The sequence below is a fragment of the Pelomonas cellulosilytica genome (assembly GCF_021353265.1).
GTDB classification, from domain to species: domain Bacteria; phylum Pseudomonadota; class Gammaproteobacteria; order Burkholderiales; family Burkholderiaceae_C; genus Pelomonas; species Pelomonas cellulosilytica.
This window is the reverse complement of sequence record NZ_JAJTWU010000011.1, coordinates 1-23,507: the sequence shown is the minus strand read 5'-3', so window position 1 is coordinate 23,507 and position 23,507 is coordinate 1. Positions and strand designations below refer to the sequence as shown.

Below are 23,507 nucleotides of genomic sequence, written 5' to 3'. Positions count from 1 at the left end.
GGATTGACAGATGCGACAAAGCCGCGAGTAGTTACAACCAGACGGCTGGAAGGCCCCACCATCACAACCTGCGTAGCCAAAAACAAGCACAACGACTGCAATCACAGCCCGCATGCGTCATCTCATTAAGATGAGTGTTGTCGGCCTCCAGCCGAACTCATAACGCTGGTAGCACATGCGGAGCCACCTAGACCTCCACGATTGGGAAAACAATGTTCAATCTACCGCCTGTGGCTGCGGCTCACCTGTTTCGGGAGCTCGGAACAAAAACTCGCCCCCTTCGGAGTGCGCTGGAACTGCGTTATCAGGTCTATTGCGTTGAATACAGCTTTCTAGAGCCCGAAGATTACCCGGACGGCGCAGAAACCGATGAGCATGATGACGAAGCGGCGCATTTCCACGCTTTTGATGGCAGCGACGAACTTGTCGGTTATGTACGACTGGTCAGGCCGGACGCCGAGCAACGTTTTCCGTTGCAACGCCACTGCGGCAACTTCGCAGCAGGTTTGGCATTGCCAAATCCGAAGCAAGCCGCGGAAATCAGCCGGTTGATGGTGCGCAGCGAGTTCCGGCGGCAGCGCGGCCAACGGCTGGCTGGCGTCACAGCTGCCGAGAACAACGCCATCCTCAGTGGCCAGAGGCGCCTGGACACACCGCAGATTCTTCTCGGCTTGTACAAGCAGATGTACCTGTATAGCCTGGCTCATGGCATTCGTTACTGGTATGCCGCCATGGAGCGGCCGCTTGCCCGCTCCCTGGCTCGGTCGGGCTTCGTCTTCGAACCCATTGGGCCGGAGACGGACTACTACGGGCCGGTGTCGCCCTACCTCGCCGACCTGAACAAGCTGGAAGCCAGCGTCGGTACGCGCCATCCGGACCTGCTGGCCTGGCTGCGCAACCCAACGCGCTCGCCGGCGCCGTTGGCATCGACGCCATTGGCGAATTAACCATCCGGCCTTGATCGACGCCGGGCGACTTGCTCAGGATTTGACTTGCAACCTGCTCATTAGGTCGTACAAGGTCGGCCGGCTCACACCCAGCAGCTCTGCGGCTTTGACGATGTTTCCGTCCGTGCGCGCAAGCGCTGAAATGACGGCTTGCCGCTCTGCGTTTTCCCGGATAGTCCGCAAGTCCAGCATACCGTTGTCGGCAAGCGAAGGCGCCGCCGCCTGCAGGCCAAGGTCGGCGGCAGTGATGCGATCCTCGTCAGCCATGATGACTGCCCGCTTGAGCATGTTCTGAAGCTCACGCACATTGCCGGGCCATCGGTGCGACTCCAGCGCACGCACGGCATCATCCGACAGCGTAGGTGCCGGGCGACGCATGTCAGTCGAGAAGCGGCGTGCGAACGCATGCGCGAGCAGGACAGCATCGCCCAGCCGGTCGCGCAGGGGCGGGATCTCGACAACGATCTCGGCGAGACGGTAGTACAGATCCTCCCGGAAGCGCCCGTCCGCAATGCGGGCCTTCAGATCCTGGTGGGTCGCCCCCACGACGCGCACGTCGATCGGAATTTCCTGCCTGCCACCAACGCGCTCGATGACACGCTCCTGCAGGAAGCGCAGCAACTTGGCCTGCAAAGGCAGCGGCAGGTCGCCGATCTCATCCAGCATCAACGTGCCGCCGTTGGCGGTTTCGATCTTGCCGAGCGTTGACTTCGTCGCGCCGGTGAAGGCCCCCCTCTCGTAACCGAAGAGTTCGCTCTCCAGCAACGTTTCGGGAATTGCTGCGCAATTGATGGCCACAAAGCGGCCCTTGCGCTTAGACGCATCATGCAACGCCTGCGCCAGCACCTCCTTGCCGGTGCCGCTCTCGCCGAGCAGCAGCACGGTCGCGTCGCTGGGCGCCACCTTCTCGATCATGCGGCACACGCGCTGCATGCCCGGATCGCGCGTCACGAGGCCCGAGAAGACGTCGCTGCTCTGTTGCATCTGCAGCCGGCGGTTCTCCTGCTGCAGTTCGTAGAGGCGATAGGCGCGCTCGACTGTCAGACTCAGCACATCCGGGTCAACCGGCTTGGCGAGGAAGTCGTAGGCGCCCATGCGGATCGCGCGCAGTGCATTGTCCTGGTCGTTCTGCCCCGTCAGCACGATCACCTTCACGCCGGGATCCAGCTCCAGCAGCTTCTCCAGGCACTTGAAGCCTTCGGACACGGAGTCGCGGTCCGGCGGCAGGCCGAGATCCATCGTCACGACCGCCGGGTTATGACGACGGAACTGCAGCACGGCGCTGGCCACGTCGTCGGCGGTCGCTGATTCGAAACGATCCAGTGACCACTTCAGCTGTTTCTGCAGGGCAAGATCGTCCTCGACGATCAGCAGCGGCGCATGGCGAGGCGTGCTCATCGGACTTCCAGCGCAGCCAACGGCGCATCAGTTTGGGCGTGGAACAAGGGCAGCAGCAGGGTCACCGTGGTACCCCGGTTCAATTCGCTCTGCACGCTGATCTTGCCTCCCAGTTCCTGCACGTATTGATAGCTCTCGTGGGCACCGATGCCCATGCCGCTGGCCTTGGTGGTCTGGAACGGCTTGAAGAGACGATTCTGTATGAAATCCTCGCTCATGCCGCACCCGGTATCGGTGATGACAACACGCGCCTGGCTGCCCTGTGCATCCAGCGACAGGCGCACCTCGCCCCCGGGCGGCGTCGCATCGAACGCGTTCTGTACGACATGGCCCAACACACGTTCCACACGTTCGACATGCCCCCGCGTGCTGACGCCCTGCTTCAGGTCCAACTGCAGCTCACGCCCCTTGCTGGCCGCCGCCGCGGCCAGCCGCCGGGCGATCTGCTCGAGGTCGACGCCGCTCGTCACCCCATGCGGCTTGTCGCCCTCGCGCAATTGCAGCATCAGCTGGCGCATCTTCTCCAGCGAGTTCTCGACGGTGTCCAGCATGTCCTGCTGGAACTCGGGGTTATCGCGCAGGCGCTTGGCGTTCTTCATCATCAGCGAGAGCTGCGTGACGATATTCTTCAGGTCATGCACGACGAAGGCGGACATGCGGTTGAAGGCATCGAACTTTCGGGCCTCCAGTAGCGCCTCCGTGGCCTGAGCCTGGGCCAGATAGCCTGACGCCTGGCTGGCCGCCGTGCGCAGCAGGTCGCGCACTTCCCAGTTCAGCTCGACGACGGCGCGCGGCTTGCCGAGGACGACGAAGCCAATCAGTGCCTCCCGCACCAACAGCGGCAGCAAGAGCCAGCATCGTGGTTCCTCGACCAGCCAGGCCGGCAGTTCCAGCCCCGGATACGCGTCACGGCGCTCACGCCATTCGTCGGCGTCGATGATCCACGCGCGGTCCTTCCAGAACGTCGCGAGCCCCCCATCACGCGCCTCGCTGCCCGCCTGTGCCGGCAGGTTCCATCGCGCGGCCTGCACGAACTCTGACTCTGCAGACCGCTGCAGCCACAGCATGCCGCTCGGGCTCTCAACGAGGTTCGCCAAGGCTCGCACGACGGTCTCTGCCGTGTGCTGGGGCTCGGTACTGCTGGACAGCGCCCGCGTGAAGCGCAACCACTCTTCACGGTAGTCGTAGCGGTAGCTGAAGAAGTTCTTGCTGATGTAGACCTTCAGCCGCGAGCGCATCGAACCCGATGCGACCAGCAGCATCAGGCCGACGAGGGCCACGAACACCAACGCCACCGAAAGCGCCCGCCCCCACTGCCCGCCGGTGTAGCGGACGTAGTAGCCCACGCTGGCAACGACCAGCAGGTAGGCACCAACCAGCAGCAACGCCGCCGAATGGAAGACGGTGGCACGCGACACGTGCAGCTTGCCGAGCCAGTCCCCATGGCGCCGTGAGGCAACGTAGAGGAGCGGGACGGCCGCGGCGTGGACCAGCGAGCGCACGCTGATGGCATCGCTGTCGAACTGCTGGAACAGCGCGGCCTGCGAAGCAATGAAGAGATCGAAGACAAAAATGCCACCGAGCCCGAGGCAGACCGGCTTGGCGTTCCAGCGGGCATCCGGCGTTGCATTGCGCAGCAGCTGCTCGACCAGCACCAGTCCCAGTACCGCCAGGCCCAAGGCCGCGAACGCCTGGGGCTGCACCAACCCATGCGGCGCGGTCCGCTCAGCCAACGCCATCAAAAGCAGTGGCAACAACACGGCAAGCGCCGAAAGTGACCAAAGCCAGCGAACGCCACTGCCCCGCCCAGAGGGCGGCAACAACATCAGCATGAACAGGAACCAGAGCGCAAAGCGCGACACATCCAGCGTCGGGACGATCCATGCCGGCCAACGATCCGACCAATGCCGCAGGCCATCCGCCAGAGCCCCCCCCGCCCACAAGGCACTGACGACGAGCGCAGCGAGGAACACCAGCGCCAACGTCGTTACCGGCAATCGGCCGCGCCACAGCCGCTGCGCAAAATGAAGCCCGAACAGGCCGTACGCAACGCAGCAGATCAGATCACTGAGACTGCTCAATGAAGACATTGGAGGCTCCGCCTCGACAACGGGTTCCGGGGCAGAAGCATCGACGCGGGCATGCCGCATTCAAACATGCACAGCGACCGCGCGACGTCGGCACTCGCGCCGAGACGGGCGCTCAGCGGGCGCCCTTGCCTGTCAGCACGACGGCGACCGTCTCCAGCATGATCAGCAGGTCCAGGAACAATGAGTGGTTCTTGACGTAGTACAGGTCGTACTGCAGCTTCTCGACGGAGTCTTCGATCGTCGAGCCGTACTCGTAACGCACCTGCGCCCAGCCGGTCACGCCCGGCTTCACGCTATGGCGGACCGCGTAGTACGGAATCTTGCTGATCAGCTCGTCGACAAAGAACTGACGCTCGGGGCGCGGGCCCACCATGCTCATCTCGCCCCACAGCACGTTGAACAGCTGCGGCAGCTCATCGATGCGCACCTTGCGGATGAAGCGACCCACACGCGTCACGCGATCGTCGTTCTTGCTGGCCCAACGCGGCTTGCCATCCTTCTCGGCGTCGGTCCGCATGCTGCGGAACTTGATGACCTTGAATGGCACGCCATTGAGACCCACGCGCTCCTGCCGGTACAACACCGGCCCGCGCGACTCAATGCGGATGGCCAACGCCGTGACAAGCATCAGCGGCCAGGACACTGCCAAGATCAGGGCGGCAAAGATCACGTCACAGACGCGCTTGATCGCCGCGCGCAACATGCCCTGGCTGAAGCCATCGCCGAAGACAAGCCAACCGGCGTTCACATGCTTGATGTTGATCTGGGCAAGCGTCTTCTCGAAATGAGTGGCAATGTCAACGACCCGGACACCAGAGAGCTTGCAGTCCAGCAACTGGCGCAAAGGCATGCTGCCACCGCGCCGTTCACTCAGCGCCACGACGATCTCGTCCACGTTGTGCCGCAGCGCCGCTTCCGTCAGGTTGGCACCGTCATTGATGATGTCGGCGTTCGGCACTTCATGCTGCTCTTCGTTGGGGCCTGCGTAGTAACCGACGATCTGTGCGTGAGGGTCGGACGCCCGAAGCGTGTTGCCGACAGCGCGGGCGGCATGGCCCGTGCCAAAAATCAGGATGCGGCTGCGCATGCGCGCTTGCGTGCTGGAGTGAGCTGCGTAGACGCGATGAATCATCACGGCCGCGACGGCTGCCATGGCCACCAACGTCAGCAGGTCGCGGTGGCTGGTGTCGGAAGGCACCAGGCTGAAGATGGCATAGGCGAGCGGCAGACCGAACAGCAGACCAAAGAGCGCACGTGCGCATGATTCGGTGACAGATCGGTTGTGCACGTGCTGGTAGAAACCCGTAGCCGAATTAATGACGAACATGCAACCAGCCAGCGACAAACCGTGAGAAGCCGCAAAAGGCAATACGGTTTGCGCAGCCTCGCCCTGGCTCAGCACAACGGCTATGACGGCAAAAACGATCAGGCCAAGATCGAAAAAGACCTGTAGCAGCGTCTGCTTGTGCAGGTAATGGTTGAATATTCGAATCATTGATATCCCCGATCACTACTACCCGGTGCGTTCCGCCTTCATCGCCAAACAACGAAATCATCATTCGATATTTCGTTGGTGCGCTGAGAATGTCGCGTCACCCACTACCCGCCGCCTCGGAGCCGCTCGGCCGGGATGGGAACGTCCGGCTTGACGCCGCAAAGAAGACCTTGCACCCGGTCCCGATCGCGCCGGCATCATGCCTTCCGCTCCAGGGCTTGAAAGCCCCCCGTTTGGAGGGTAGCGCCTCTCTCATCGATGCCCTTCGGCGAGGGTGGGGAGTGTCCGACAAATCTCACCGCGGAACGCGCCGCAGTAGACCCCAAAGCGGGCGACAGAACCGTGACACGGATGGGCGCCACATGATGCAAGCGTGAAGAACGCACAAGCCGAGCCTTGAATTCCAGCCACTTCATTTTGTCAAGGTCGCGCCGACGCGACGCGCGAAGCCATGTGAATATTGCGTGCAATATTAAAATTCGCACGGACACTTCATTTATTCGCCAAAAGATGTCGCATCAAGGCGCAGTTTGTCGTCTCCCCCTGTGCAATATGGATTCGAGGACACAAAACGAAAAACCCGCCAACGGCGGGTTCTTGGGAGGACGTCACCCGCTGAAGCGGGTGATGGAGAACAAGATCGATCAGCGCACGACGGCGATCTGCTCGCGGTTGCCACCCTTGTAGGTGTAGAGCGTCAACGCGCCGTTCTTGATGTCGCCCTTGGCGTCGAAGGCGATGACGCCCGTCACGCCCTTGTAGCCGTCGGTCTTGGCCAGTTCAGGCAGGTACTTGGCGGGGTCAGCCGACTTGGCGCGCACCATCGCATCGACCATCACGTTGACGGCGTCATAGACGTAAGGCGCGTAGATCTGCACGTCCACGTTGAACTTGGACTTGAACTTCGCCTTGAACTCGTCCAGGCCCTTCTTCGCCTCGCCCTCCACGCCGCCCGCCTCGGCGCAGACGACCTGGTTGTCGCCCATCGTGCCGGCAGCCAGCTTGGGCAGTTCGCTCGTGCAGATGCCGTCGCCGCCGAGGAACTTGGCGTTGATGCCCAGCTGCTTCATCTGGCGCAACATCGGGCCGGCAACAGCATCCATACCGCCGAAGAAGACCACGTCCGGCTTCTTGGCCTTCAACGAGGTCAGGATGGCGGTGAAGTCCGTGGCCTTGTCGTTCGTGAACTCACGGCCGACGACGTTGCCGCCCGCGCCCTTGACGCCCTTCTCGAACTCGTCGGCCACGCCCTGACCATAGGCCGTGCGGTCATCGATGACGGCAATGGACTTGCCCTTCAGATCCTTGGCGGCATAGCGACCCAGCGTGCCACCCAGGTGCACGTCGTCGGCCACGACGCGGAAGGTCGTCTTGTAGCCTTGGCGAGTGAACTTGGGGTTGGTCGCCGAAGGCGAAATCTGCGGAATGCCGGCGTCGCTGTAGACCTTGGAGGCCGGGATGGAGGTGCCAGAGTTCAGGTGGCCGATCACGCCGTTGACCTTCGCGTCGACCAGCTTCTGGGCGGCCGCAGTGCCCTGCTTCGGGTCGCCGGCGTCGTCTTCGGCCAGCAGCTCGAACTTGACCTTTTTACCGCCGATGCTCACGCCCTTGGCGTTGAGTTCCTCGATTGCCAGGCGGGCGCCAAGCTCGTTGTCCTTGCCCAGGTGGGCGATGGCGCCGCTGGTGGGGCCCACGTGGCCGATCTTCACCACTTCCTGAGACATCGCGGCACCGCTGAGCAGCACGGCCACGGCACCCACCACCATATTCACTTTGATCTGCATGGATCGACTCCGGTTTGGAAGAGAGAGGGAGAGGAAAAACAAGGGAGCTGTTGAGTTTTCAGCCAAATGAACATATCCCAAATTCAGCATGCGCTCCGTCGGGGAAAGCATGGAAGCAACACTTCTCAGCCCGCCGCCGAAAAATGGTCCAGCCGGGCGCCTGCCTGCTGGTAGCTCCGATAGCGCGCCCGGCCCGCCTGCACGATCGCAGGCTCTCGGCCGACGACCTCAAGCACGCGCTCGAACGCGAGTGCATCGCCCGGCAGATCCTGGGCAAGGTTGAGGAGCAGGCCGCGGTGCGGCAATAGCGAGGCATCCTCCACCAGCAACACCTCGCCAGCCACAGCAGCGTCAGCGCCATCCCAGCAACGGTGCGGGATGAATTCCGCTGCGTCGAAGCTCCACAGCAACGCATCCAGCCGCTCTGCATCGCCGGCCGACACGCAAACGCCGACCGGCTTGCCGGATGCAAGCGCACGGCGGACCAGCCGGCAGGCGAAGTGCAGAGGGTCCGCAGCGTCGCTGTAGAAGCTGACCTGAACGGTCACGGTCAGCGCGACTGGCCCAGCACGAAATGCGTCAGCAGCCCGACCGGCCGGCCCGTGGCGCCCTTGGCTGCGCCGCCCTTCCAGGCCGTGCCCGCGATGTCCAGGTGGCCCCAGCGATACTTGCTCGCAAAGCGCTGCAGAAACTTGGCCGCAGTGATGGAACCGCCCGCCCGGCCAGCAATGTTGGGCACATCGGCGAAGTTGCTCTTCAGGCCTTCGGCATAGTCATCGTCCAGCGGCATGCGCCAGCAGGGGTCCAACGCCGCATCGCCGGCAGCAGCCAGCGCCGCGGCGAGTTCGTCGTCGCTCGCATACATGCCGCTGCGCACGCCACCCAGCGCGATGACGCAGGCGCCCGTCAGCGTCGCCACGTCGACCACGACGGCCGGCTTGAAGCGTTCCGCATACGTCAACGCATCGCACAGGATGAGGCGTCCTTCGGCGTCCGTGTTGAGGATTTCGATGGTCTGGCCCGACATCGACGTGACCACGTCACCGGGCTTGACCGCGTTGCCACTGGGCATGTTCTCGCAGGCGGCGACGATGACGACGAGGTTGATCTTGGGCTTGAGCTCCGCCACGGCGCGCAACGTGCCGATGACGCTGGCCGCACCACCCATGTCGAACTTCATCTCGTCCATCTCGGCGCCGGGCTTCAGCGAGATGCCACCGGTGTCGAAGGTGATGCCCTTGCCAACCAGCACGACCGGCGCGACGGACTTGGGCGCGCCGTCGTAACGGGCGACGATGAAGCGCAGCGGCTCATCCGAGCCCTGGGCGACGGCCAGGAAGCTGCCCATGCCGAGCTTCTCGACGGCCTTGCGGTCCATGACCTCGACCTTGAGGCCATGCGTCTTGCCCAGTTGCTGCACGACCTGGCCCAGGTAGGTGGGCGTCGCATGATTGGCCGGGCGGTTGGCGCATTCTCGGGCCAGCTCTATGCCGGCGGCGATGGCCTGGCCGCGCGCGAGGCCGGCCCTAGCCTCCTTCACCGCGGCCTTGGCCGCCAACAGCGTCAGCTTGGCGAGCTTGGGCGCCGCAGGTGCGCTGGGCTTGGTGTGGCGGTAGACATAGACAGTATCGGTGGCTGCGATGGTGGTCTGCTCCGCGAGCGCTTCGCCAAGCGCCGTATCGAAACCCGCGAACACGACGGCCGCATGAGCCACGCCGCGCGACTTGACCTGCGCGAGGCCCGCGGCAAGTGCTGCACGCGCCGCCGCCAGCGTCGTCTTGCCGCTGGCCGCCAGCACCAGGCGCGAGGCCTTCAGGCCGTCGGGCTGGGTGAGCGTGATGGCCTGGCCGGCCTTCAGTGAAAAATCTCCGAGCTTGATCGCAGCCTGCGCATGTTTGGCGACGGCAGCGTCCAGACCCTCGGGCAGCGAGTCGCCACCCAGCACCACGATCAGAGCGTCAGCACCCGCGGTGGCGAGAGCTTCCAGCTCTGTGGTTTGAACCTTGAAGTCCATAATGACCGGAAGTAGAAAAAGTGCGTTTGATGTTATTCGATTCATCCACGCGGTCGGAGCTGGCCAAGAGTTTCGGTGTCACGTTGGTGGTCATCCTGACCATCATGCTGACGCTGACGCTCATGAAGACGCTGGGCCAGGCCGCCGGCGGCAATGTGGCGCCGCAGGACGTCGTGCTGCTGATGGGCTACGCGACCATCGCTCACCTCGCCACCATCCTCATCCTGTCCGTCTTCCTGGCCGTCGTCATGACGCTCGGGCGGTTCTACCGCGAGTCCGAAATGACGGTCTGGTTCGCCAGCGGTGTGCCGCTGTCGCGCTTCGTGCGTCCGGTGCTGCGCATGGCCTGGCCGGTACTGCTGGCGGTCGTCGTGCTGGAGCTGCTGGTCTGGCCCTGGGGCAACCAGAACAGCGCGGAGCTGCGCGACCGCTACCAGAAGCGCAGCGACCTGTCGCGCGTCGCGCCGGGGCAGTTCCAGACCTCGCGCGATGGCAGCCGGGTGTTCTTCATCGAACGCGACGGCGACAACGCGGCAACCGGCCGCAACGTCTTCATACTTGCAAACCAGCATGAACGCGAGTCCGTGACGACGGCATCGCGCGGTCGGCTGGAGATGGAGGGCGACGACCGCTTCCTCGTGCTGGACCACGGCCAGCGCAACGAAACCCAGCTCAAGACGGGCGAAAAGAGCCTGGCCCGCTTCGAGCAGTACAAGGTGCTGACCGACACGCAGGTGCTCGCCAACGGCAGCCAGCTGCCACCCAAGGCAACACCGACGATGGAACTGCTGCGCACGCCGACTGCCAAGAACCAGGGCGAGCTGACCTGGCGCCTGGGCATGATCCTCTGCGGCATCAACATGGCCTTCCTCGGTGTTGGCCTGTCGGCGTCCAACCCGCGCCGCGCGAACAGCTGGAACCTGCTGTTCGCGCTGCTGGCCTTCGTCGTCTATTTCAACCTCGTCAACGTCAGCGTGTCGTGGGTGGGCAACGGCCGCACGACGCTGCCCAGCGCGCTCGTCAGCCTGCACGGCAGCGCATTCCTGCTGGCCATGGCCATCATCTGGCTGCGGGACAACGCCAACCGCTTCTGCCTTCGCCGCCGCGCGGCAAGTACTGCCTCCGCATGAAGACCGTCCGCCGCCTGCTCTACAAGGACATCGTCGGATCCGTCGTGCTCGTCGCACTGGCCTTCCTGTCACTGGTGTTCTTCAACGACTTCGTCGACGAGATCGACCGCATGTCGCGCATCGGCGCCGGCGCCGGCAAGGCGGCCGTGCTGGCGGCGATGGAGATCCCCGGCAACTTCTACACGCTGTTCCCGATTGCCGTGCTGATCGGCGCCATCATCGCGCTGGCCAGGCTGGCGCAGAGCAGCGAGTTCACCATCCTGCGCACCGGTGGCCTCGGCCCGGAGCGCGCGCTGGGCCTGCTGGCGGGGCTGGCCGCGGTCTTCGCCGTGCTGACCTTCGTCGTCGGCGACTACGTCGCGCCGCAATTCGAGCGCCAAGGCGACGACCTGCGGGCCAGCTTCACGCGCGACGCCACGCCAACCAAGCGCGGCGCTTGGCTCAAGGACCACCGCAAGGTGAACGGCGAAGAGCACAGCTACTCCGTCAAGGTCGGCCGCGCTGGCGCCGGCGGCGAACTGGAGGACGTGCGCATCTACGAATTCGACCCGCAGGGCCGGCTCATGTCCCGCACGGAGGCCGCCAAGGCCGCGGTCGACGCCGACGGCACCTGGCACCTGCAGGCCGTGCGCCGCACGCTGTGGGCGATCGGCAGCGCGGCATCGGCGCCCGGCGTCGGCTCGGCGGCCGTCACAGAGCAGAAGCTCGACCGGCTGGACTGGCAGAGCTCGCTGCATGCCGGCGTCATCGCCGCGGCGGTGCTGCCGGCCATGTCGATGTCGACGCTGGAGCTCTACCGCTACACCCAGCACCTCTCCGCGCAGGAGCAGTCGGCGCAGGCGCACAACATCCAGTTCTGGCGCAAGGCCCTCTACCCGTTCGCCTGCTTCGTCATGGTGGCGCTGGCCCTGCCTTTCGCCTACCTGCACGGCCGCTCAGGCGGCATCAGCCTCAAGGTGTTCGGCGGCATCATGCTGGGCATCAGCTTCGTGCTGCTGAACAACGTGGCGGGCCACCTGGGCATGCTGAAGAACTGGACGCCCTGGATCGTGGCCGCCACGCCCAGCCTGCTCTACCTCGGCCTGTCGATGGCCGCCTTCACCTGGTTGGTCAGGTATCGATGATGGATGGACTGCTGCTCTTCGCCCACGGCGCCCGCGACCCGGCCTGGGCGCGCCCATTCGAGGTCATCACCGAGCGGCTGAGTGCAGCCCGCCCCGGCGTGCCCGTCGTCATGGCCTATCTGGAATTCATGTCGCCCGGCATGGAAGACGCGGCCCGGCAGTTGGCCGAAGCCGGCTGCACCCGCGTGCATGTGATGCCGCTGTTCCTGGGTACCGGCGGGCATGTGCGGCGCGACGTGCCGGTGCTGCTGGACCGGCTGCGCGAGCAGCATGGCAGCGCCATCGAGTGGCAACTGCACGCGCCGCTGGGTGACCAGGACGCCGTGCTGCACGCGATCACCTCCGCCTGCGCGGCCGTCCTCGAATGAACCTCCATCAATTCCGCTTCGTCCAGGAAGCCGCCCGCCGCAACCTCAATCTCACCGAGACGGCCAAGGCGCTGTTCACGTCGCAGCCCGGCGTGTCCAAGGCCATCCTGGAGCTGGAGGAAGAGCTGGGCGTCGACATCTTCTCGCGCCATGGCAAGCGGCTGCGCCGTATCACCGAGCCGGGCCAGCAGGTGCTCGCCTGCATCGAGATCATCATGCGCGAGGTGGCCAACCTGAAACGCATCGGCGAGGAGTACTCGCGCCAGGACAGCGGCACGTTCTCCATCGCGACGACCCACACGCAGGCCCGCTACGTGCTGCCCGCCCCCGTCGCGCAGCTGCGCAAGCAGTTGCCGCAGCTGCGCGTGAGCCTGCACCAGGGCAGCCCGGACCAGGTCGCCCGCATGCTGATCGACGAGACCGCCGACCTGGGCCTAGCAACCGAGTCGCTGGCGCAGTACCCCGAGCTCGTCACGCTGCCCTGCTACGAATGGCAGCACGTCATGGTCGTACCGCGCGACCATCCGCTGGCCACGGCCGAGCGCATCAACCTGGACCAACTGGCTGGCGAGCCGCTGGTGTCCTATCACCCCAGCTTCACCGGCCGCACCCGCATCGACAAGGCCTTCGCCGCGCGTCACCTCACGCCCAACATCGTGCTGGAGGCCATCGACTCGGACGTCATCAAGACCTATGTGCGCCTGGGCATGGGCGTGGGCATCGTGGCCGAGATGGCGATGCGCGAGGAGCCGGCCGGCAGCGACCTCGTCGCCCGACCGCTCGGCGCACTGCTGGGCAGCAACGTCACGCGCATCGCCTTCAAACGCGGCGCCTATTTGCGCAACTACGTCTACACCTTTGCCGAGCTGCTCTCAGAGCGGCTGGGCCGCCGGCTCATCGAGAGGGCAATGAGCGGCGAGTCGGACGACTTCGAGCTGTAGGCGGCGCGGGCGCCGGGGCGCTAGCGCTGCTCGCCGAACCCCGAGTCGATCGGCAGCATCAGGTCCACCTCATCGCCGCGCAGTCCGGTCTCGAAAAGGTCGCGCGACACGCTGTAGAGTGTCAACAGGTCACGGTAGGCCGGCAGCTCGAAGTGCGGCGCGCCGGGGCCAGCGCCACGGGCGACAAGCTCCTGCAACATGTGCATCGCCGACGCCGCGTCAGACCACACCACCTGCAGGTGCGCGATGACGCTGGGGCTGGTGTCCAGTGTGCGGCCGCGCGACAGGCTTTGCGACCATTGCGGCGCATGCGTGCGGAAGCGCGCCTCGAACTGCTTCGCCAGCTCCGCGAACACCTGCTGATCGCCGCGCTGTTGGCACAGCTCCATCAGCATCAGGTAGGGCATGGCGCCCGCGTTACCACGCGTCAGCCGCGTCGCCAGCAGGTCGGCCGCGGCATCCTGCTGACCGAGCAGCTGCAGGAATTCCACCTGCTGCTGCAGGTCCAGCAGTTCGTCCGCGACGGTCAGTTCCTGGGCCAGCACCGGCGCGATCTCCGGGCGACGCGGCAGGCGCTGCGTAGCATCCGGCGCAGGAGCCGCCCTCGTGACCGCGAGTGGACCGGGCGGCCACGGCATGGGGCGGGGCTGAGGCCGCGTGGACTGGTGGATGCTCTCGTCGGGCAGCATCGCCGGCTCGGCGATGACGGGCGGGGCCATGCCCGGAGACGGTGACGGCGGTGCGGGCGGCACGCCGCCGCCTTCCGCCGCGGCCTGCAGTGCGCGCCAGTAGGCCATCTCGCGACGCGCACGCTCTTCGCGCCAGCGGCTGCCGTAGAAGGCGGCTGCGCCGGCCAGCAGGCTCAGTCCCAGCGTCAGCGCCCATGTCATCGGGTCTCGGTAAGGCGACGCCCGGGGCGCCGGCGCAGCCACGGCCGGGGCCGGCGACGAGGCCGGCGCAGATACGCTCGCCACGGCCACCGGCGGCGCAGATGCGGCAGCCGCCTGTCGCGATTCCAGCTCGGCACGCAACTGGGCCACGGTCTGTTCCAGCTCGGCGATCTGGGCCTCGAGTTCCGGCGTCAGCTCCATTTCCGGGGCGCTGGCGGCGGGCTGCACCGGCCGCGGCGCTTCGGACACGAGCACCTCGGGCCGCTCCAGCACCAAGCGCGGACCGGTGGGTCGCGGCTTTGGCTTGGGACGCGGATGCGCCCGGGGCGCGGGTGCCGGCGCAGGCTGGGCTGCAGTGCTCGGCGCGGCGGCCACCGTCACAGTGGGCATGGGCTGCGGCGCGGGTGGCTCGGCGGCGACCTGCGCACTGGCGGGCGGGTCGACGAACGCATTGAACTCGCGCGTCAGCCGCAAGGGGCAGCCCAAGGCAAGCGTGATGCGAAGCGCCGGCTCGTCGATGCGAGCGGCGCTCTGCAACCGGATCCGTTGCTGCCCCTCCACGCCTTCGATGCGCAGTTGCAGCAGTCCGGCCGGCACGCGCGCGTCGCCGGCCGAAACTTCGGTGCGCAGGCAACTGTCGGTGAGCTGCTCGCCCTCAGATAGCAGCAGCGGAATGCTGACATCCAGCGGCTTGCCGAGCACGGAGTGGACCTGGGGCTGGCCCAGCCCCAAGGCCAGCGCGCCTTGCGGCGCCAAGCCGAGCAGCAGTGCCAAGGCGGGGGTGAGGACGCCCGCGAACATCGTTGGGCGCTGGGCCGTTAGGGGCATCGGCTGCGAAGCTCGTACGGTGGAAGTGAAAGATTGCAACAACGCGTTTCACTCTAGCATGGGCCGTCGGCTCCCAAGGCCGACCCCGCCCCGGCAATGACCCTGGAACGCTCCTCGGCGCTGCCGGCACAGAATCGCCGCTTTCAACCCAGGCCGACAGCCGGCCATCGCCTCATGAAACGCATCCTCATCGGCTCCGCCTGGCTGCTGGCCGGCCTGGGAATGGTCTCCGCCGCCCTTGCACAGGAGCAGGTCACGCCCGACCGGGCCCGCGCCAACTTCGCGCGGACCATCGAGCTCGCCGCTGACGACGTACGCCACTTCCCGCCGCCACCCGCCGGCTTCCGCGACGAGCGCAGCGGCATCAGCCACGGCAGGCCGGAAACGATGGGCTACGACTCGGTTGTCACCGGCACGCGGCGCGAGGCCCTGGTCTATCTGCCGCCCGGCTACTCGCGCGACCGCAAGTACCCGGTGCTCTATCTGCTGCACGGCATCGGCGGCAACCCGCATGAATGGACCGGATACGTGCGCGCCCCGATCGTGCTGGACAACCTGCTGGCCGACGGCAAGGTGCAGCCGATGATCGTCGTCTTCCCCAACGGCCGCGCGCTCGCGGACGACCGGGCGCCGCCGGCGGACCGCGTCTTCACCGCGGAGAACGCGGCCGGCTTCGCGAAGTTCGAGCGCGACCTGCTGGAGTCCCTCATCCCGGCCGTGCAGGCGTCCTATCCGACCGAGACCGATCGAAAGCATCGTGCGCTGGCCGGGCTGTCGATGGGCGGCGGCCAGTCGCTGAATTTCGGCCTGGGCCACCTGGACACCTTTGCCTGGCTCGGCGGCTTCTCGTCCGCACCGAACACCAAGCCCGCGGCCGAGCTGCTGGCCGACCCGGAAGGTTCGCTGGGCCGACAACCCGCCTTCGTCTACCTGTCCTGCGGGCGCAAGGATGGCCTCATCAGCGTCTCGCAGGCCGTGCACCGGCATCTGAAGGCCCATGGCGTCGCGCACGTCTGGCACGTGGACGAATACGGCCACGACGGCGACAGCTGGGCCGAGAACCTGTACTACTTCGCGCAGCAGCTGTTCCGTTGATGCCCCGCGCGCGGCGGCGTCAGACGTCGTCGGAGTGCGGCGAGGTGTGCGTCCAGGCGATGGACGTCGTCGTGGGCCAGGCGCCGCCGCTCTCGGACAGCCGGCCGTCCACGCGCCGCGCCTCGCGCGCGGCGAGCTCCAGCAGCCGCACGAGGCCCTGCACCTTATCGAGCTGGGCTTCGGTCATGCCGGCGCGCAGGTAGAGGTTGCCGCGCATGCACATCAGCACGAAGGGATGGCCCTCGGGCAGCAGGTCCTGGCTAGCCTGCGCAAGCGCCTCGCCCAACTCGCTGTCGATCCATGAACGAGCCAGATCGCGCGTCACGCCGATAACGCCGTAGCGCTGACGCACGAGCTGCGAAGCCGCGCTATCGAACTTCGGGAACATCACCAGCCAACGCATCTCCTCGGGCGCATCGGTGTCGATGCGCGTCTTGAGCGTGTCGGTATAGGCCTCGAAAACGGCGCGCTCCAGGTCTTCCATCAGGTCGCGGCAGACGACCATCAGCTGCAGATCCGGGTGCAGGTTCATCTCGCAGCGCATGCGCAACTCGGTGCCTTGCAGGTAGCTGCGCTGAGACTGCCCCCACTCGACGCGCAATGGGCCGGGCACGGCCTTGGGCTGCTCGATGACGAAGCCCGTCCCGTCGCGGCTTTGCGCGAACTCCGCGCCGCGCGCCTCGGCCCAATCCAGGATCGGGCGCCAACGGGCGGCGTTGGCCCGGGTCACGAGCCAGTGCTTGACTTGCTTTACCACCATGAGTCGTGAGAATCCAGCTGATTGCTGATGGAGGCACCGAATGATCGAAGTGTATTCATGGCCCACCCCGAACGGGCACAAGGTGCACATCATGCTGGAGGAGTGCGGCCTCGCCTACCGGGTGCACCCCGTCAACATCGGTGCGGGCGAGCAATTCGCCCCGGATTTCCTCGCCATCAGCCCCAACAACAAGATTCCGGCGCTCACCGACCCCGACGGACCGGGGGGCCAACCGCTTTCGCTATTCGAGAGCGGCGCGATCCTGCTCTACCTGGCCGGCAAGACCGCCCGGCTGCTGCCGGCTGACGTGGCAGGCAAGTACGAGGTGCTGCAGTGGCTGATGTTCCAGATGGCCAGCGTGGGTCCGATGCTGGGCCAGGCGCATCACTTCCGCGTCTATGCCCCCGAGAAGCTGCCCTACGCGATCGAGCGTTACACGAACGAGGCGAAGCGGCTGTACGGCGTCATCAACAAGCGGCTGGCGCACGTGCCCTACCTCGGCGGGCGCGACTACAGCATCGCTGACATCGCTGTCTTCCCGTGGCTGCGATCGTGGAAGAACCAGGGCGTGACGATGGCCGACTACCCGCACCTCAAAGGCTGGTTCGACGAGATCGCCCGCCGCCCTGCCGTGCAGCGCGGGCTGGAGGTGCTGGCCGACGCGCGGCGGCCGCTGACCGACGCCGGCTCGCGTGAGGTGCTGTTCGGCCAGCGGCAGCTAGCCCAGCGCTGAACCTCAGCGCCGCGGCGGCATCGGGCCGGCGGACGGCGTGAACCACGGCCCGGCCGGTACCACCTGCGCCTCGGGCGGGTCACCCAGGTAGTGCGGCGACATGATTTGCACGCCGTTCTCGTTGAAGACGTCCTGGATGTGGCCGTGCAGCTGGCTCATCGCCTCCGCCCGGCGCTGCGGCACGGCACGGCTGCCCTGAGCGCAGAGCCGGTACTCGACGTAGAAGTCGCTCAGCGCCGTCTGCACGACATACGGCGCCGGTGCCTCCAACACACCTGGCGTGCGCCGCGCCGCCTCCAGCAGCATCGCGTGCACCTGCCGCCACGGCGTGGTGTAGCCGATGGTGACGGCGGTGTGCAGCACGTACTGGCCATCGTCCTGCACCAGCCGGGAGAAGTTGCGGATGGACTGGCCGAAGACCACGGCGTTGGGCAGGCTCACCTCCTCGCCGAGGCCGGTGTGCAGCTTGGTGGCGAACATGCCCAGCGAGGTGACCGTGCCCTCCATCTCACCGATGCGCACGTACTCGCCCACGCGCAGCGCCCGCGAATACATCAGCGACAGCCCGGCCATCAGCTGTCCGACGACGCCCGACGCCCCCAGCGACACCATCAGCCCTGCCAGCACGGTGACCCCCTTGAAGGCCTCGCTGCTGGCGCCGGGCAGGTAGGGGTAGGCCATCGCCAGCGCGAAAAGCCAGATGACCAGCCCGGCCAGCCGCGACGTAGGCCTGGCGGTGTCCGCGTCCAGCCCGGCAAGGCTCAGCTCGCCGCGCTGCACGCGTTCCAGCACCGCGTGCACGACGCGCAGCACGGCGCGGGCGACGAGGAAGATGAGCGCCGCCGTCACGAGCCCCGGCACGGCGGCGGCGGACGCCTGGAGCAGATCCAGCAGCAGCGACAGCAACCAGTTGCCCGCCCGCTCGCCCCACACACGTGTGACGGCGAACTGGCGCAGCACGAAGCTGGCCCACAGGTCCAGCACCACCAGCGCGACACCCCAGCTCGCCAGGCCCGCCAGCCCCCGCAGCAGCGCTATGGCATGCTCGCCCGACACCTGCCACCACGGCCGCGTCGCCGGCGCTCCGTCATGGCTGAGCCACAGGAACAGGCGGCGCAATACGCGACGTCGCAAGGCGGCCAGCCCCCACAGAGCACCCGCCGCTGCGGCCGTGGTCACCAGCGTGACACCCAGCCCCACGGCCCAGGCCCGCGGGTCCCGCGCCTCACGCGCCTCGGCCAGGGCCTGCCGCAGCCGTCGCTCCGCATCCTGCGCAGCCACGCCCAGCAACGACGCCGCCTGCGCTCCGCCGAGGTCTTCCGGCACGAGATGGAACACAGCCGTGCCGTTGACGAGCAGCCGTACGGTCGGTGGCTCACCGGGCAACGCCTGCAGCTCGACCCGGTCGGCCCCCGCTGTCGCCACCGCGGCGTCAACCGCCTGCCGCGCTGCGTCCACGCGCTCCTGCGGCGACTGCCCCTTGAGCGTCGCACGCAGCGTAACGATCTTGCGCTGGTTCAGCATCAGCGCCGCCTCGTCGGCCCAGGCCGCCTGCGCGACACACCAAGCCAGCATCGGCCACCACCAACGGATTCGCATCGCCTGCTCCGCCTCCCGAGCCGCCACGCGCGGCGCCAGGCAGGCTAGCAGGCCCGGCCCGGGTCGACCAGCGCGCCGGCGGTCATTTCGGTTCGGCGATGCGGTAGCCGACACCCGGCTCAGTCAGCAGCACGCTGGGCTCGCCCGGGTCGGCCTCCAACTTGGCGCGCAGCTGCGCCATGTACAGGCGCAGGTAGTGCGTCTGCTCAGTCGCGTCCGGCCCCCACACGTCGGCCAGCAGCCGGCGGTGGGTGACAACCTGGCCGGCCTGCCGCACGAGGCGGGCCAGCAGCTTGAACTCGGTCGGCGTCAAGCGCACATCGGCGCCGTCGCGGCGCACGCGGTGGGAGGCCAGGTCCACCTCCAGGCCGGCGCGGCGGTAGTGCGTCAGCGCCGGCTGCGCCACCGTGCCGCGATGCCGCAGCGCCACGCGCAGACGCGCCAGCAGCTCGCCGATGCCGAAAGGCTTGACGAGGTAGTCGTCGGCGCCGGCATCGAGAAGGCGGATCTTGTGTCCCTCCACCTGCCGCGCGGAGATGACGATGAGCGGCGTGGACCTCTCGCGGCGCAACGCACGCAGCAGGTCTTCGCCATCACCGTCAGGCAGGCCCAGGTCCAGCAGCACGGCATCCAGCGGGCCGGCATGCGCAAGCTGCGCCATCGCATCGGCGAGGCTGGCGGCGGTCAGCACCTCGTAGCCTTCCACGGCCAGGGCCTCGCGCAGCGTCACACGCAACTCGCGGTCGTCCTCGACGAGCAGCAGCCTCATGCCGGCGCTTCCTGCAGTTCGGGGGCCGCGCGCAATGGCAGCCACAGTTCGAAGCTGCAGCCGCCATGGCCGCGTGGGCGCAGATCCAGGCCACCATCGTGGGCCAGCGCAATCGCCCGGCACACGGCCAGGCCCACGCCGGCGCCGGGCGGGCGCTGCGAGAAGGTGGCCAGGTCGCCGCGCTGGAAGGCATCGAACACGCGCTCGCGCCAGGCCGGCTCGATGCCCGGGCCGCGGTCGCGCACGGCCAGCAGCGCGTCACCGCCGATGCGGCGCGCGACCACCTCTACCGGCGCGTCGGCGGGGCTGTACTTCAGGGCGTTGTCGATGAGGTTGTCGAGCAGCTGAGACATCAGGGCTGCATCACACCACAGCAGCGGCAGGTCGTCCGCCACGCGCGCCTTCACGCGGCCGCCATCGGGCCGGCGGCGCACGCGCCGCAGCGCCGCGCCGACGATCTCCTCGGCCGACTCCCAGTCGCAGCGCAGCGCCACGCCCGGCGCGCCCAGCCGTGCGAGTTGCAACGTGTTGTCGGTCAGCCGCACGAGGCGCGCCGTCTCGTCCACGATGCGGCCGGCCAGCTCCTGGCGCTGCGCGGCGCTCAACCGGTCGCCCTGCGTCTGCAGCGCCGAGGCCGAGCCCATGATGGTGGCTAACGGCGTGCGGTAGTCGTGCGAGATGGCGGCCAGCATCGCGTTTCGCGTGGTCTGCGTCTCGGCCAGCTCGCCGGCCTGGCGGGCTTCGTCCTGAACGCATCGACGCTGCAGCGCCAGGCCCATCTGGTCGCACAGCGCCTGGGCATGGGCCAGCAGGTCGGGCGGCAGAACAAGGTCGCCAAGGCCGCGCAGCGTGACGGCGCCGTAGCAGGCATCCCGCCCTCGCAGGGGCAGGTAGAGGTCGGGCTCGCCGGCATGGTGCGCCGTGCCCGGCCCCAGCGCCCGACCGCCGTCGGCGCACAGCTGCAGACCGGCGATGGCGTTCGCATCGGGGTCGCCGATGACAATGTCGCGCGTGCCGCAGCCGGGCCGCAGCAAAGCGGCCGCGGGCAGTCCCGCCAGCTGGGTCAGGGCCTGCAGTAGTTCGTGCGCATGGACTTCGGGGCGGTCGGCATCGCGCATCAGGTCGCCGAACTCGCGCAGCGCACGCTCGAGCTGGGCCGCCCGCTGAGCGGCACGCAGGCCGGCCCAGGCCATGCGGAGCTTCCAGCCTACCCAGGCCAGCGCCATCAGCGAGCCGGTAGCGATCCAGGGCAGGAACTGGACGATGGGGCGGGGGATCATGGGCGTCGGAGTTTAGGAGCTGGCCACCTCGAGTCGCGCCGGCTCGGGCTTCGCCAGCCTGTCCTTCACGAGCCCTGCCAGAAGCACGTCCACTAGCGTGCCGCCCTGCCCTGCGCTCGCACCGCCGACCATGACGTCCGGCACCAGGTTCACCCCTGCGCCCGCCAGCGCCTGCGCGACCTGCACGATGGCGTAGTTACCCGATTCCATCGAGTCGATCTTCTGGCGGATGACGGCGGCTTCGGCCTCGCCGATGGCCAGCGTCCGGCCCGCCTCGGCCTGGCCCGTGACGCGCGTGACCTCGGCGTCGGCCTCGGCCGTGATCTTCTTGGAACGCGCCGCGCCGTCGGCCGTCTTCACCGCAGCCTGGGCGTTGAACTCGGCCATCGCCACCTTGCGCTCGGCGTCCACCACCTGGGCCTGCGTGCGCGCCAGCGCCGTGGCCTGCTCCAGCTGCTGGCGCACACCCTGCGCTTCCATCTGCGTCGTGAACGTGACCTTCTCCTGCTCGGCGAGCTTGCGGTCGGTCAACGTCTTCATCAACTCGGCCGGCGGCACGATGTCGCCGATCAGCGTCTCCACCGCGCCCACGTCGTACGCCTTCAGCGCCGAAGCGATGGCGGCCTTGGCTTCGGCCTGGCGCTCGCTGCGTTTCTTCAGGAAGTCGATGACGTCCGAGTTCTGTGCGGCGTTGCGGAAGTAGTTACCGATGGTGGGCTCCAGCACCTGCGTGACGAGCGCCTCCATGCTGCCGAAGCGCGCGATGACCTTGGGTGCGTCGTTGCGCGGGATGTGGATGATCTGGCTCACGTCCAGGTTGAACGTGAAGCCGTCCGCCGAGCGCACGGTGATGGTCGAGAGGTTGGCATCCAGCTTGTGCGCCTCCGTCTTGCCGGTGGCCCAGTTCAGCACGACGTTGGCCGTCGGCACGATGCGCACCTTGTGCGTGTAGGTGTTGATGGCGTATTTTCCGGGGTCGAGCACGTCCACCCACACGCCCTTCTCGCCCTTGCGGACCATGTTGGCATGGCGGAAGCCCTCTCCCGTCACGTCCACGCCGGCCTTGCCGACGAAGGCGACGACGACGCCTACCGACGCGATCGGCACCTCCGTCATCGCGATGATCTCGACGGTCGCGAACATCGGGTTGATGAAGTAGCGGCCGGCCAGCAGCACCTGCTCCTGCAGACCTTTGGTGCCGCCGGCATTGACGAAGGCCTGCGGGTCCTGGAACAAGTTGTGGCCGGGCACCTCGGGGCCGGCGATCTCGCCGGTGGGCAGCGGCGCGCCTTCGCGCGTCGTGACGATGCCGACCTGGTTGTCGGGCACGTCCGTCACCGGCACCTGCACGACCTTGAACAGGCTGGGGTTGATGCGGTACTTGCCCTGGGGAATGACGCTCATCTGCGGGCCGCGCTCACCGCCGCCGGCCATGAAGGCGCGGGCATCCTGGAAGCTGTCGCAGGCCACCGTGCGGCCGATGACGCGGCCACCGGCCAGCGGCCGACCGTCCCGCGCCTCGACGATGCCGATCTTGCCGGGCTCGATGACGGTCATGCGTTCCAGTCGCACGGTGAACAGCAGCGTGTTGACGCGCCAGGCACCGGGCGGCACGACGCTCATCTGCAGGCCGCGCTCGCCGGCGGCGAGAAAGGCGCGGGCGTCCTGGAAGTTGTCGCAATCGACATGGCGCGCCAGCACGCGGCCATCGGGCAGCGGCAGCCCGTCACAGGCTTCGACGATGCCGATCGCGTCGTCCGGCACCACCGTGAACTTCACGAGTTCGACGTCGTACTGCCAGGGCCACAAACCGACGTGGAGGCCGGGCGCCAGCGTGTCGGCCTGCAGGCCAGCCTCGCCGTACAAGGCCACGATGCGTCCGGGCGGCAGCTCCTTGTGGGGACCTAACAGCACGAACTTCTTCGTGACGGTACCGATGCAGTCGTCCGGTACGACGATGAATCCGAACAGGCGCAGCAGACGCTGATAGAAAACCAGGGCCAGGACAGCGAGCAGCCCCAGCATCGTCCACCAGGGGTTGTCGATCAGGGTGAACAGGACGTTCATGCGAAGCACAGGTGGTGAAGGAGGGCTTCACTGTGCTGGGCAGGGCATCAGCGCCGCATAAGGGCGGCGCCGGATCGGCATAGGGGGCCTCCAACGAAGGAGGCACCCCTGCCACACCACCTGGCATGCGGGTCCGCACCAGGCGGTTCGAGAGTTTGAGGTCATGAGAGGCGGGGCAGGCCCAGTTGGTCGAAC

General features: G+C 67.1%; 19 protein-coding genes. 7 read left to right on the top strand and 12 right to left on the bottom strand.

Annotated elements, in window-relative coordinates:
* The first annotated feature begins 212 nt into the window (after positions 1–212).
* Positions 213–947 carry a PEP-CTERM/exosortase system-associated acyltransferase gene (locus LXT13_RS24390; protein ID WP_233374922.1) on the top strand — a complete coding sequence of 245 codons (735 nt, stop codon included), beginning with the start codon at positions 213–215 and terminating at the stop codon, positions 945–947.
* Positions 948–980: 33 nt separating this feature from the next.
* Here the strand turns inward: LXT13_RS24390 and prsR are convergent, their stop codons facing one another.
* The 6 genes from prsR to LXT13_RS24360 all read right to left on the bottom strand — a co-directional run bounded on the left by prsR (position 981) and on the right by LXT13_RS24360 (position 9,728).
* Positions 981–2,345, bottom strand: coding sequence for a PEP-CTERM-box response regulator transcription factor (prsR, locus tag LXT13_RS24385; RefSeq protein WP_233374921.1), 1,365 nt, complete (start codon positions 2,343–2,345; stop codon positions 981–983).
* Entirely contained in the window at positions 2,342–4,435 is a 2,094-nt protein-coding gene (gene prsK / locus LXT13_RS24380) for an XrtA/PEP-CTERM system histidine kinase PrsK (RefSeq protein WP_233374920.1), read from the bottom strand. The genes prsR and prsK overlap by 4 nt, the downstream gene beginning before the upstream one ends.
* Before the next feature lie 112 nt (positions 4,436–4,547).
* Entirely contained in the window at positions 4,548–5,930 is a 1,383-nt protein-coding gene (locus tag LXT13_RS24375) for a TIGR03013 family XrtA/PEP-CTERM system glycosyltransferase (protein ID WP_233374919.1), read from the bottom strand.
* 644 nt (positions 5,931–6,574) lie between these two features.
* Positions 6,575–7,714, bottom strand: coding sequence for a branched-chain amino acid ABC transporter substrate-binding protein (locus LXT13_RS24370; protein ID WP_233374918.1), 1,140 nt, complete (start codon positions 7,712–7,714; stop codon positions 6,575–6,577).
* Positions 7,715–7,839: 125 nt separating this feature from the next.
* Positions 7,840–8,262, bottom strand: a complete 423-nt coding sequence (locus tag LXT13_RS24365) for a DNA polymerase III subunit chi (protein ID WP_233374917.1) — start codon at positions 8,260–8,262, stop codon at positions 7,840–7,842.
* Between the two features lie 2 nt (positions 8,263–8,264).
* Positions 8,265–9,728, bottom strand: coding sequence for a leucyl aminopeptidase (locus tag LXT13_RS24360; protein WP_233374916.1), 1,464 nt, complete (start codon positions 9,726–9,728; stop codon positions 8,265–8,267).
* Between the two features lie 29 nt (positions 9,729–9,757).
* Between LXT13_RS24360 and lptF the strand changes: the two genes are divergently transcribed.
* Genes lptF through LXT13_RS24340 form a run of 4 tightly spaced genes read left to right on the top strand, consistent with a single transcriptional unit; the run spans position 9,758 to position 13,291 of the window.
* Positions 9,758–10,858 (top strand): LPS export ABC transporter permease LptF, encoded by a 1,101-nt coding sequence (lptF, locus tag LXT13_RS24355; protein WP_233374915.1) that lies wholly within the window; start codon positions 9,758–9,760, stop codon positions 10,856–10,858.
* Positions 10,855–11,982 carry an LPS export ABC transporter permease LptG gene (lptG, locus tag LXT13_RS24350; protein ID WP_233374914.1) on the top strand — a complete coding sequence of 376 codons (1,128 nt, stop codon included), beginning with the start codon at positions 10,855–10,857 and terminating at the stop codon, positions 11,980–11,982. The genes lptF and lptG overlap by 4 nt, the downstream gene beginning before the upstream one ends.
* Positions 11,982–12,350, top strand: a complete 369-nt coding sequence (locus LXT13_RS24345; protein ID WP_233374913.1) for a sirohydrochlorin chelatase — start codon at positions 11,982–11,984, stop codon at positions 12,348–12,350. The genes lptG and LXT13_RS24345 overlap by 1 nt, the downstream gene beginning before the upstream one ends.
* Entirely contained in the window at positions 12,347–13,291 is a 945-nt protein-coding gene (locus LXT13_RS24340; protein WP_233374912.1) for a CysB family HTH-type transcriptional regulator, read from the top strand. The genes LXT13_RS24345 and LXT13_RS24340 overlap by 4 nt, the downstream gene beginning before the upstream one ends.
* A gap of 20 nt (positions 13,292–13,311) precedes the next feature.
* On the opposite strand, the gene LXT13_RS24335 is transcribed toward LXT13_RS24340, so the two are convergent.
* Positions 13,312–14,982, bottom strand: a complete 1,671-nt coding sequence (locus tag LXT13_RS24335; protein ID WP_233374911.1) for a type IV pilus assembly protein FimV — start codon at positions 14,980–14,982, stop codon at positions 13,312–13,314.
* 201 nt (positions 14,983–15,183) lie between these two features.
* Here LXT13_RS24335 and LXT13_RS24330 point away from each other — a divergent pair, with 201 nt between their 5' ends.
* Positions 15,184–16,104, top strand: a complete 921-nt coding sequence (locus LXT13_RS24330) for an alpha/beta hydrolase (protein WP_233374910.1) — start codon at positions 15,184–15,186, stop codon at positions 16,102–16,104.
* A gap of 19 nt (positions 16,105–16,123) precedes the next feature.
* Here LXT13_RS24330 and LXT13_RS24325 read toward each other — a convergent pair whose 3' ends face one another.
* Positions 16,124–16,864 (bottom strand): hypothetical protein, encoded by a 741-nt coding sequence (locus LXT13_RS24325; RefSeq protein ID WP_233374909.1) that lies wholly within the window; start codon positions 16,862–16,864, stop codon positions 16,124–16,126.
* A 40-nt stretch (positions 16,865–16,904) separates the two neighbouring features.
* On the opposite strand from LXT13_RS24325, the gene LXT13_RS24320 reads away from it, so the two are divergent.
* On the top strand, positions 16,905–17,597 hold the full coding sequence (locus LXT13_RS24320; RefSeq protein ID WP_233374908.1) for a glutathione S-transferase N-terminal domain-containing protein: 693 nt from the start codon (positions 16,905–16,907) through the stop codon (positions 17,595–17,597).
* A gap of 3 nt (positions 17,598–17,600) precedes the next feature.
* Here LXT13_RS24320 and LXT13_RS24315 read toward each other — a convergent pair whose 3' ends face one another.
* From LXT13_RS24315 to LXT13_RS24300, 4 genes are all read right to left on the bottom strand, one after another.
* On the bottom strand, positions 17,601–19,196 hold the full coding sequence (locus LXT13_RS24315) for a mechanosensitive ion channel family protein (RefSeq protein ID WP_233374907.1): 1,596 nt from the start codon (positions 19,194–19,196) through the stop codon (positions 17,601–17,603).
* A gap of 82 nt (positions 19,197–19,278) precedes the next feature.
* Positions 19,279–19,965, bottom strand: coding sequence for a response regulator (locus LXT13_RS24310; RefSeq protein WP_233374906.1), 687 nt, complete (start codon positions 19,963–19,965; stop codon positions 19,279–19,281).
* Positions 19,962–21,245: a sensor histidine kinase gene (locus tag LXT13_RS24305; protein WP_233374905.1), complete on the bottom strand. Its 1,284-nt coding sequence runs from the start codon at positions 21,243–21,245 to the stop codon at positions 19,962–19,964. Before LXT13_RS24305 ends, LXT13_RS24310 begins: the two co-directional genes overlap by 4 nt.
* Positions 21,246–21,257: 12 nt before the next feature.
* Positions 21,258–23,312, bottom strand: coding sequence for an SPFH domain-containing protein (locus tag LXT13_RS24300; RefSeq protein ID WP_233374904.1), 2,055 nt, complete (start codon positions 23,310–23,312; stop codon positions 21,258–21,260).
* Positions 23,313–23,507 lie beyond the last annotated feature (195 nt).

Excerpts from the sequence above, each read along its gene's own strand:
- LXT13_RS24390 (WP_233374922.1), top strand. The coding sequence starts at position 213 with ATGTTCAATCTACCGCCTGTGGCTGCGGCTCACCTGTTTCGGGAGCTC.
- prsR (WP_233374921.1), bottom strand. The coding sequence starts at position 2,345 with ATGAGCACGCCTCGCCATGCGCCGCTGCTGATCGTCGAGGACGATCTT.
- prsK (WP_233374920.1), bottom strand. The coding sequence starts at position 4,435 with ATGTCTTCATTGAGCAGTCTCAGTGATCTGATCTGCTGCGTTGCGTAC.
- LXT13_RS24375 (WP_233374919.1), bottom strand. The coding sequence starts at position 5,930 with ATGATTCGAATATTCAACCATTACCTGCACAAGCAGACGCTGCTACAG.
- LXT13_RS24370 (WP_233374918.1), bottom strand. The coding sequence starts at position 7,714 with ATGCAGATCAAAGTGAATATGGTGGTGGGTGCCGTGGCCGTGCTGCTC.
- LXT13_RS24360 (WP_233374916.1), bottom strand. The coding sequence starts at position 9,728 with ATGGACTTCAAGGTTCAAACCACAGAGCTGGAAGCTCTCGCCACCGCG.
- lptF (WP_233374915.1), top strand. The coding sequence starts at position 9,758 with ATGTTATTCGATTCATCCACGCGGTCGGAGCTGGCCAAGAGTTTCGGT.
- lptG (WP_233374914.1), top strand. The coding sequence starts at position 10,855 with ATGAAGACCGTCCGCCGCCTGCTCTACAAGGACATCGTCGGATCCGTC.
- LXT13_RS24345 (WP_233374913.1), top strand. The coding sequence starts at position 11,982 with ATGGATGGACTGCTGCTCTTCGCCCACGGCGCCCGCGACCCGGCCTGG.
- LXT13_RS24340 (WP_233374912.1), top strand. The coding sequence starts at position 12,347 with ATGAACCTCCATCAATTCCGCTTCGTCCAGGAAGCCGCCCGCCGCAAC.
- LXT13_RS24335 (WP_233374911.1), bottom strand. The coding sequence starts at position 14,982 with ATGTTCGCGGGCGTCCTCACCCCCGCCTTGGCACTGCTGCTCGGCTTG.
- LXT13_RS24330 (WP_233374910.1), top strand. The coding sequence starts at position 15,184 with ATGAAACGCATCCTCATCGGCTCCGCCTGGCTGCTGGCCGGCCTGGGA.
- LXT13_RS24325 (WP_233374909.1), bottom strand. The coding sequence starts at position 16,864 with ATGGTGGTAAAGCAAGTCAAGCACTGGCTCGTGACCCGGGCCAACGCC.
- LXT13_RS24320 (WP_233374908.1), top strand. The coding sequence starts at position 16,905 with ATGATCGAAGTGTATTCATGGCCCACCCCGAACGGGCACAAGGTGCAC.
- LXT13_RS24315 (WP_233374907.1), bottom strand. The coding sequence starts at position 19,196 with ATGCGAATCCGTTGGTGGTGGCCGATGCTGGCTTGGTGTGTCGCGCAG.
- LXT13_RS24310 (WP_233374906.1), bottom strand. The coding sequence starts at position 19,965 with ATGAGGCTGCTGCTCGTCGAGGACGACCGCGAGTTGCGTGTGACGCTG.
- LXT13_RS24305 (WP_233374905.1), bottom strand. The coding sequence starts at position 21,245 with ATGATCCCCCGCCCCATCGTCCAGTTCCTGCCCTGGATCGCTACCGGC.
- LXT13_RS24300 (WP_233374904.1), bottom strand. The coding sequence starts at position 23,312 with ATGAACGTCCTGTTCACCCTGATCGACAACCCCTGGTGGACGATGCTG.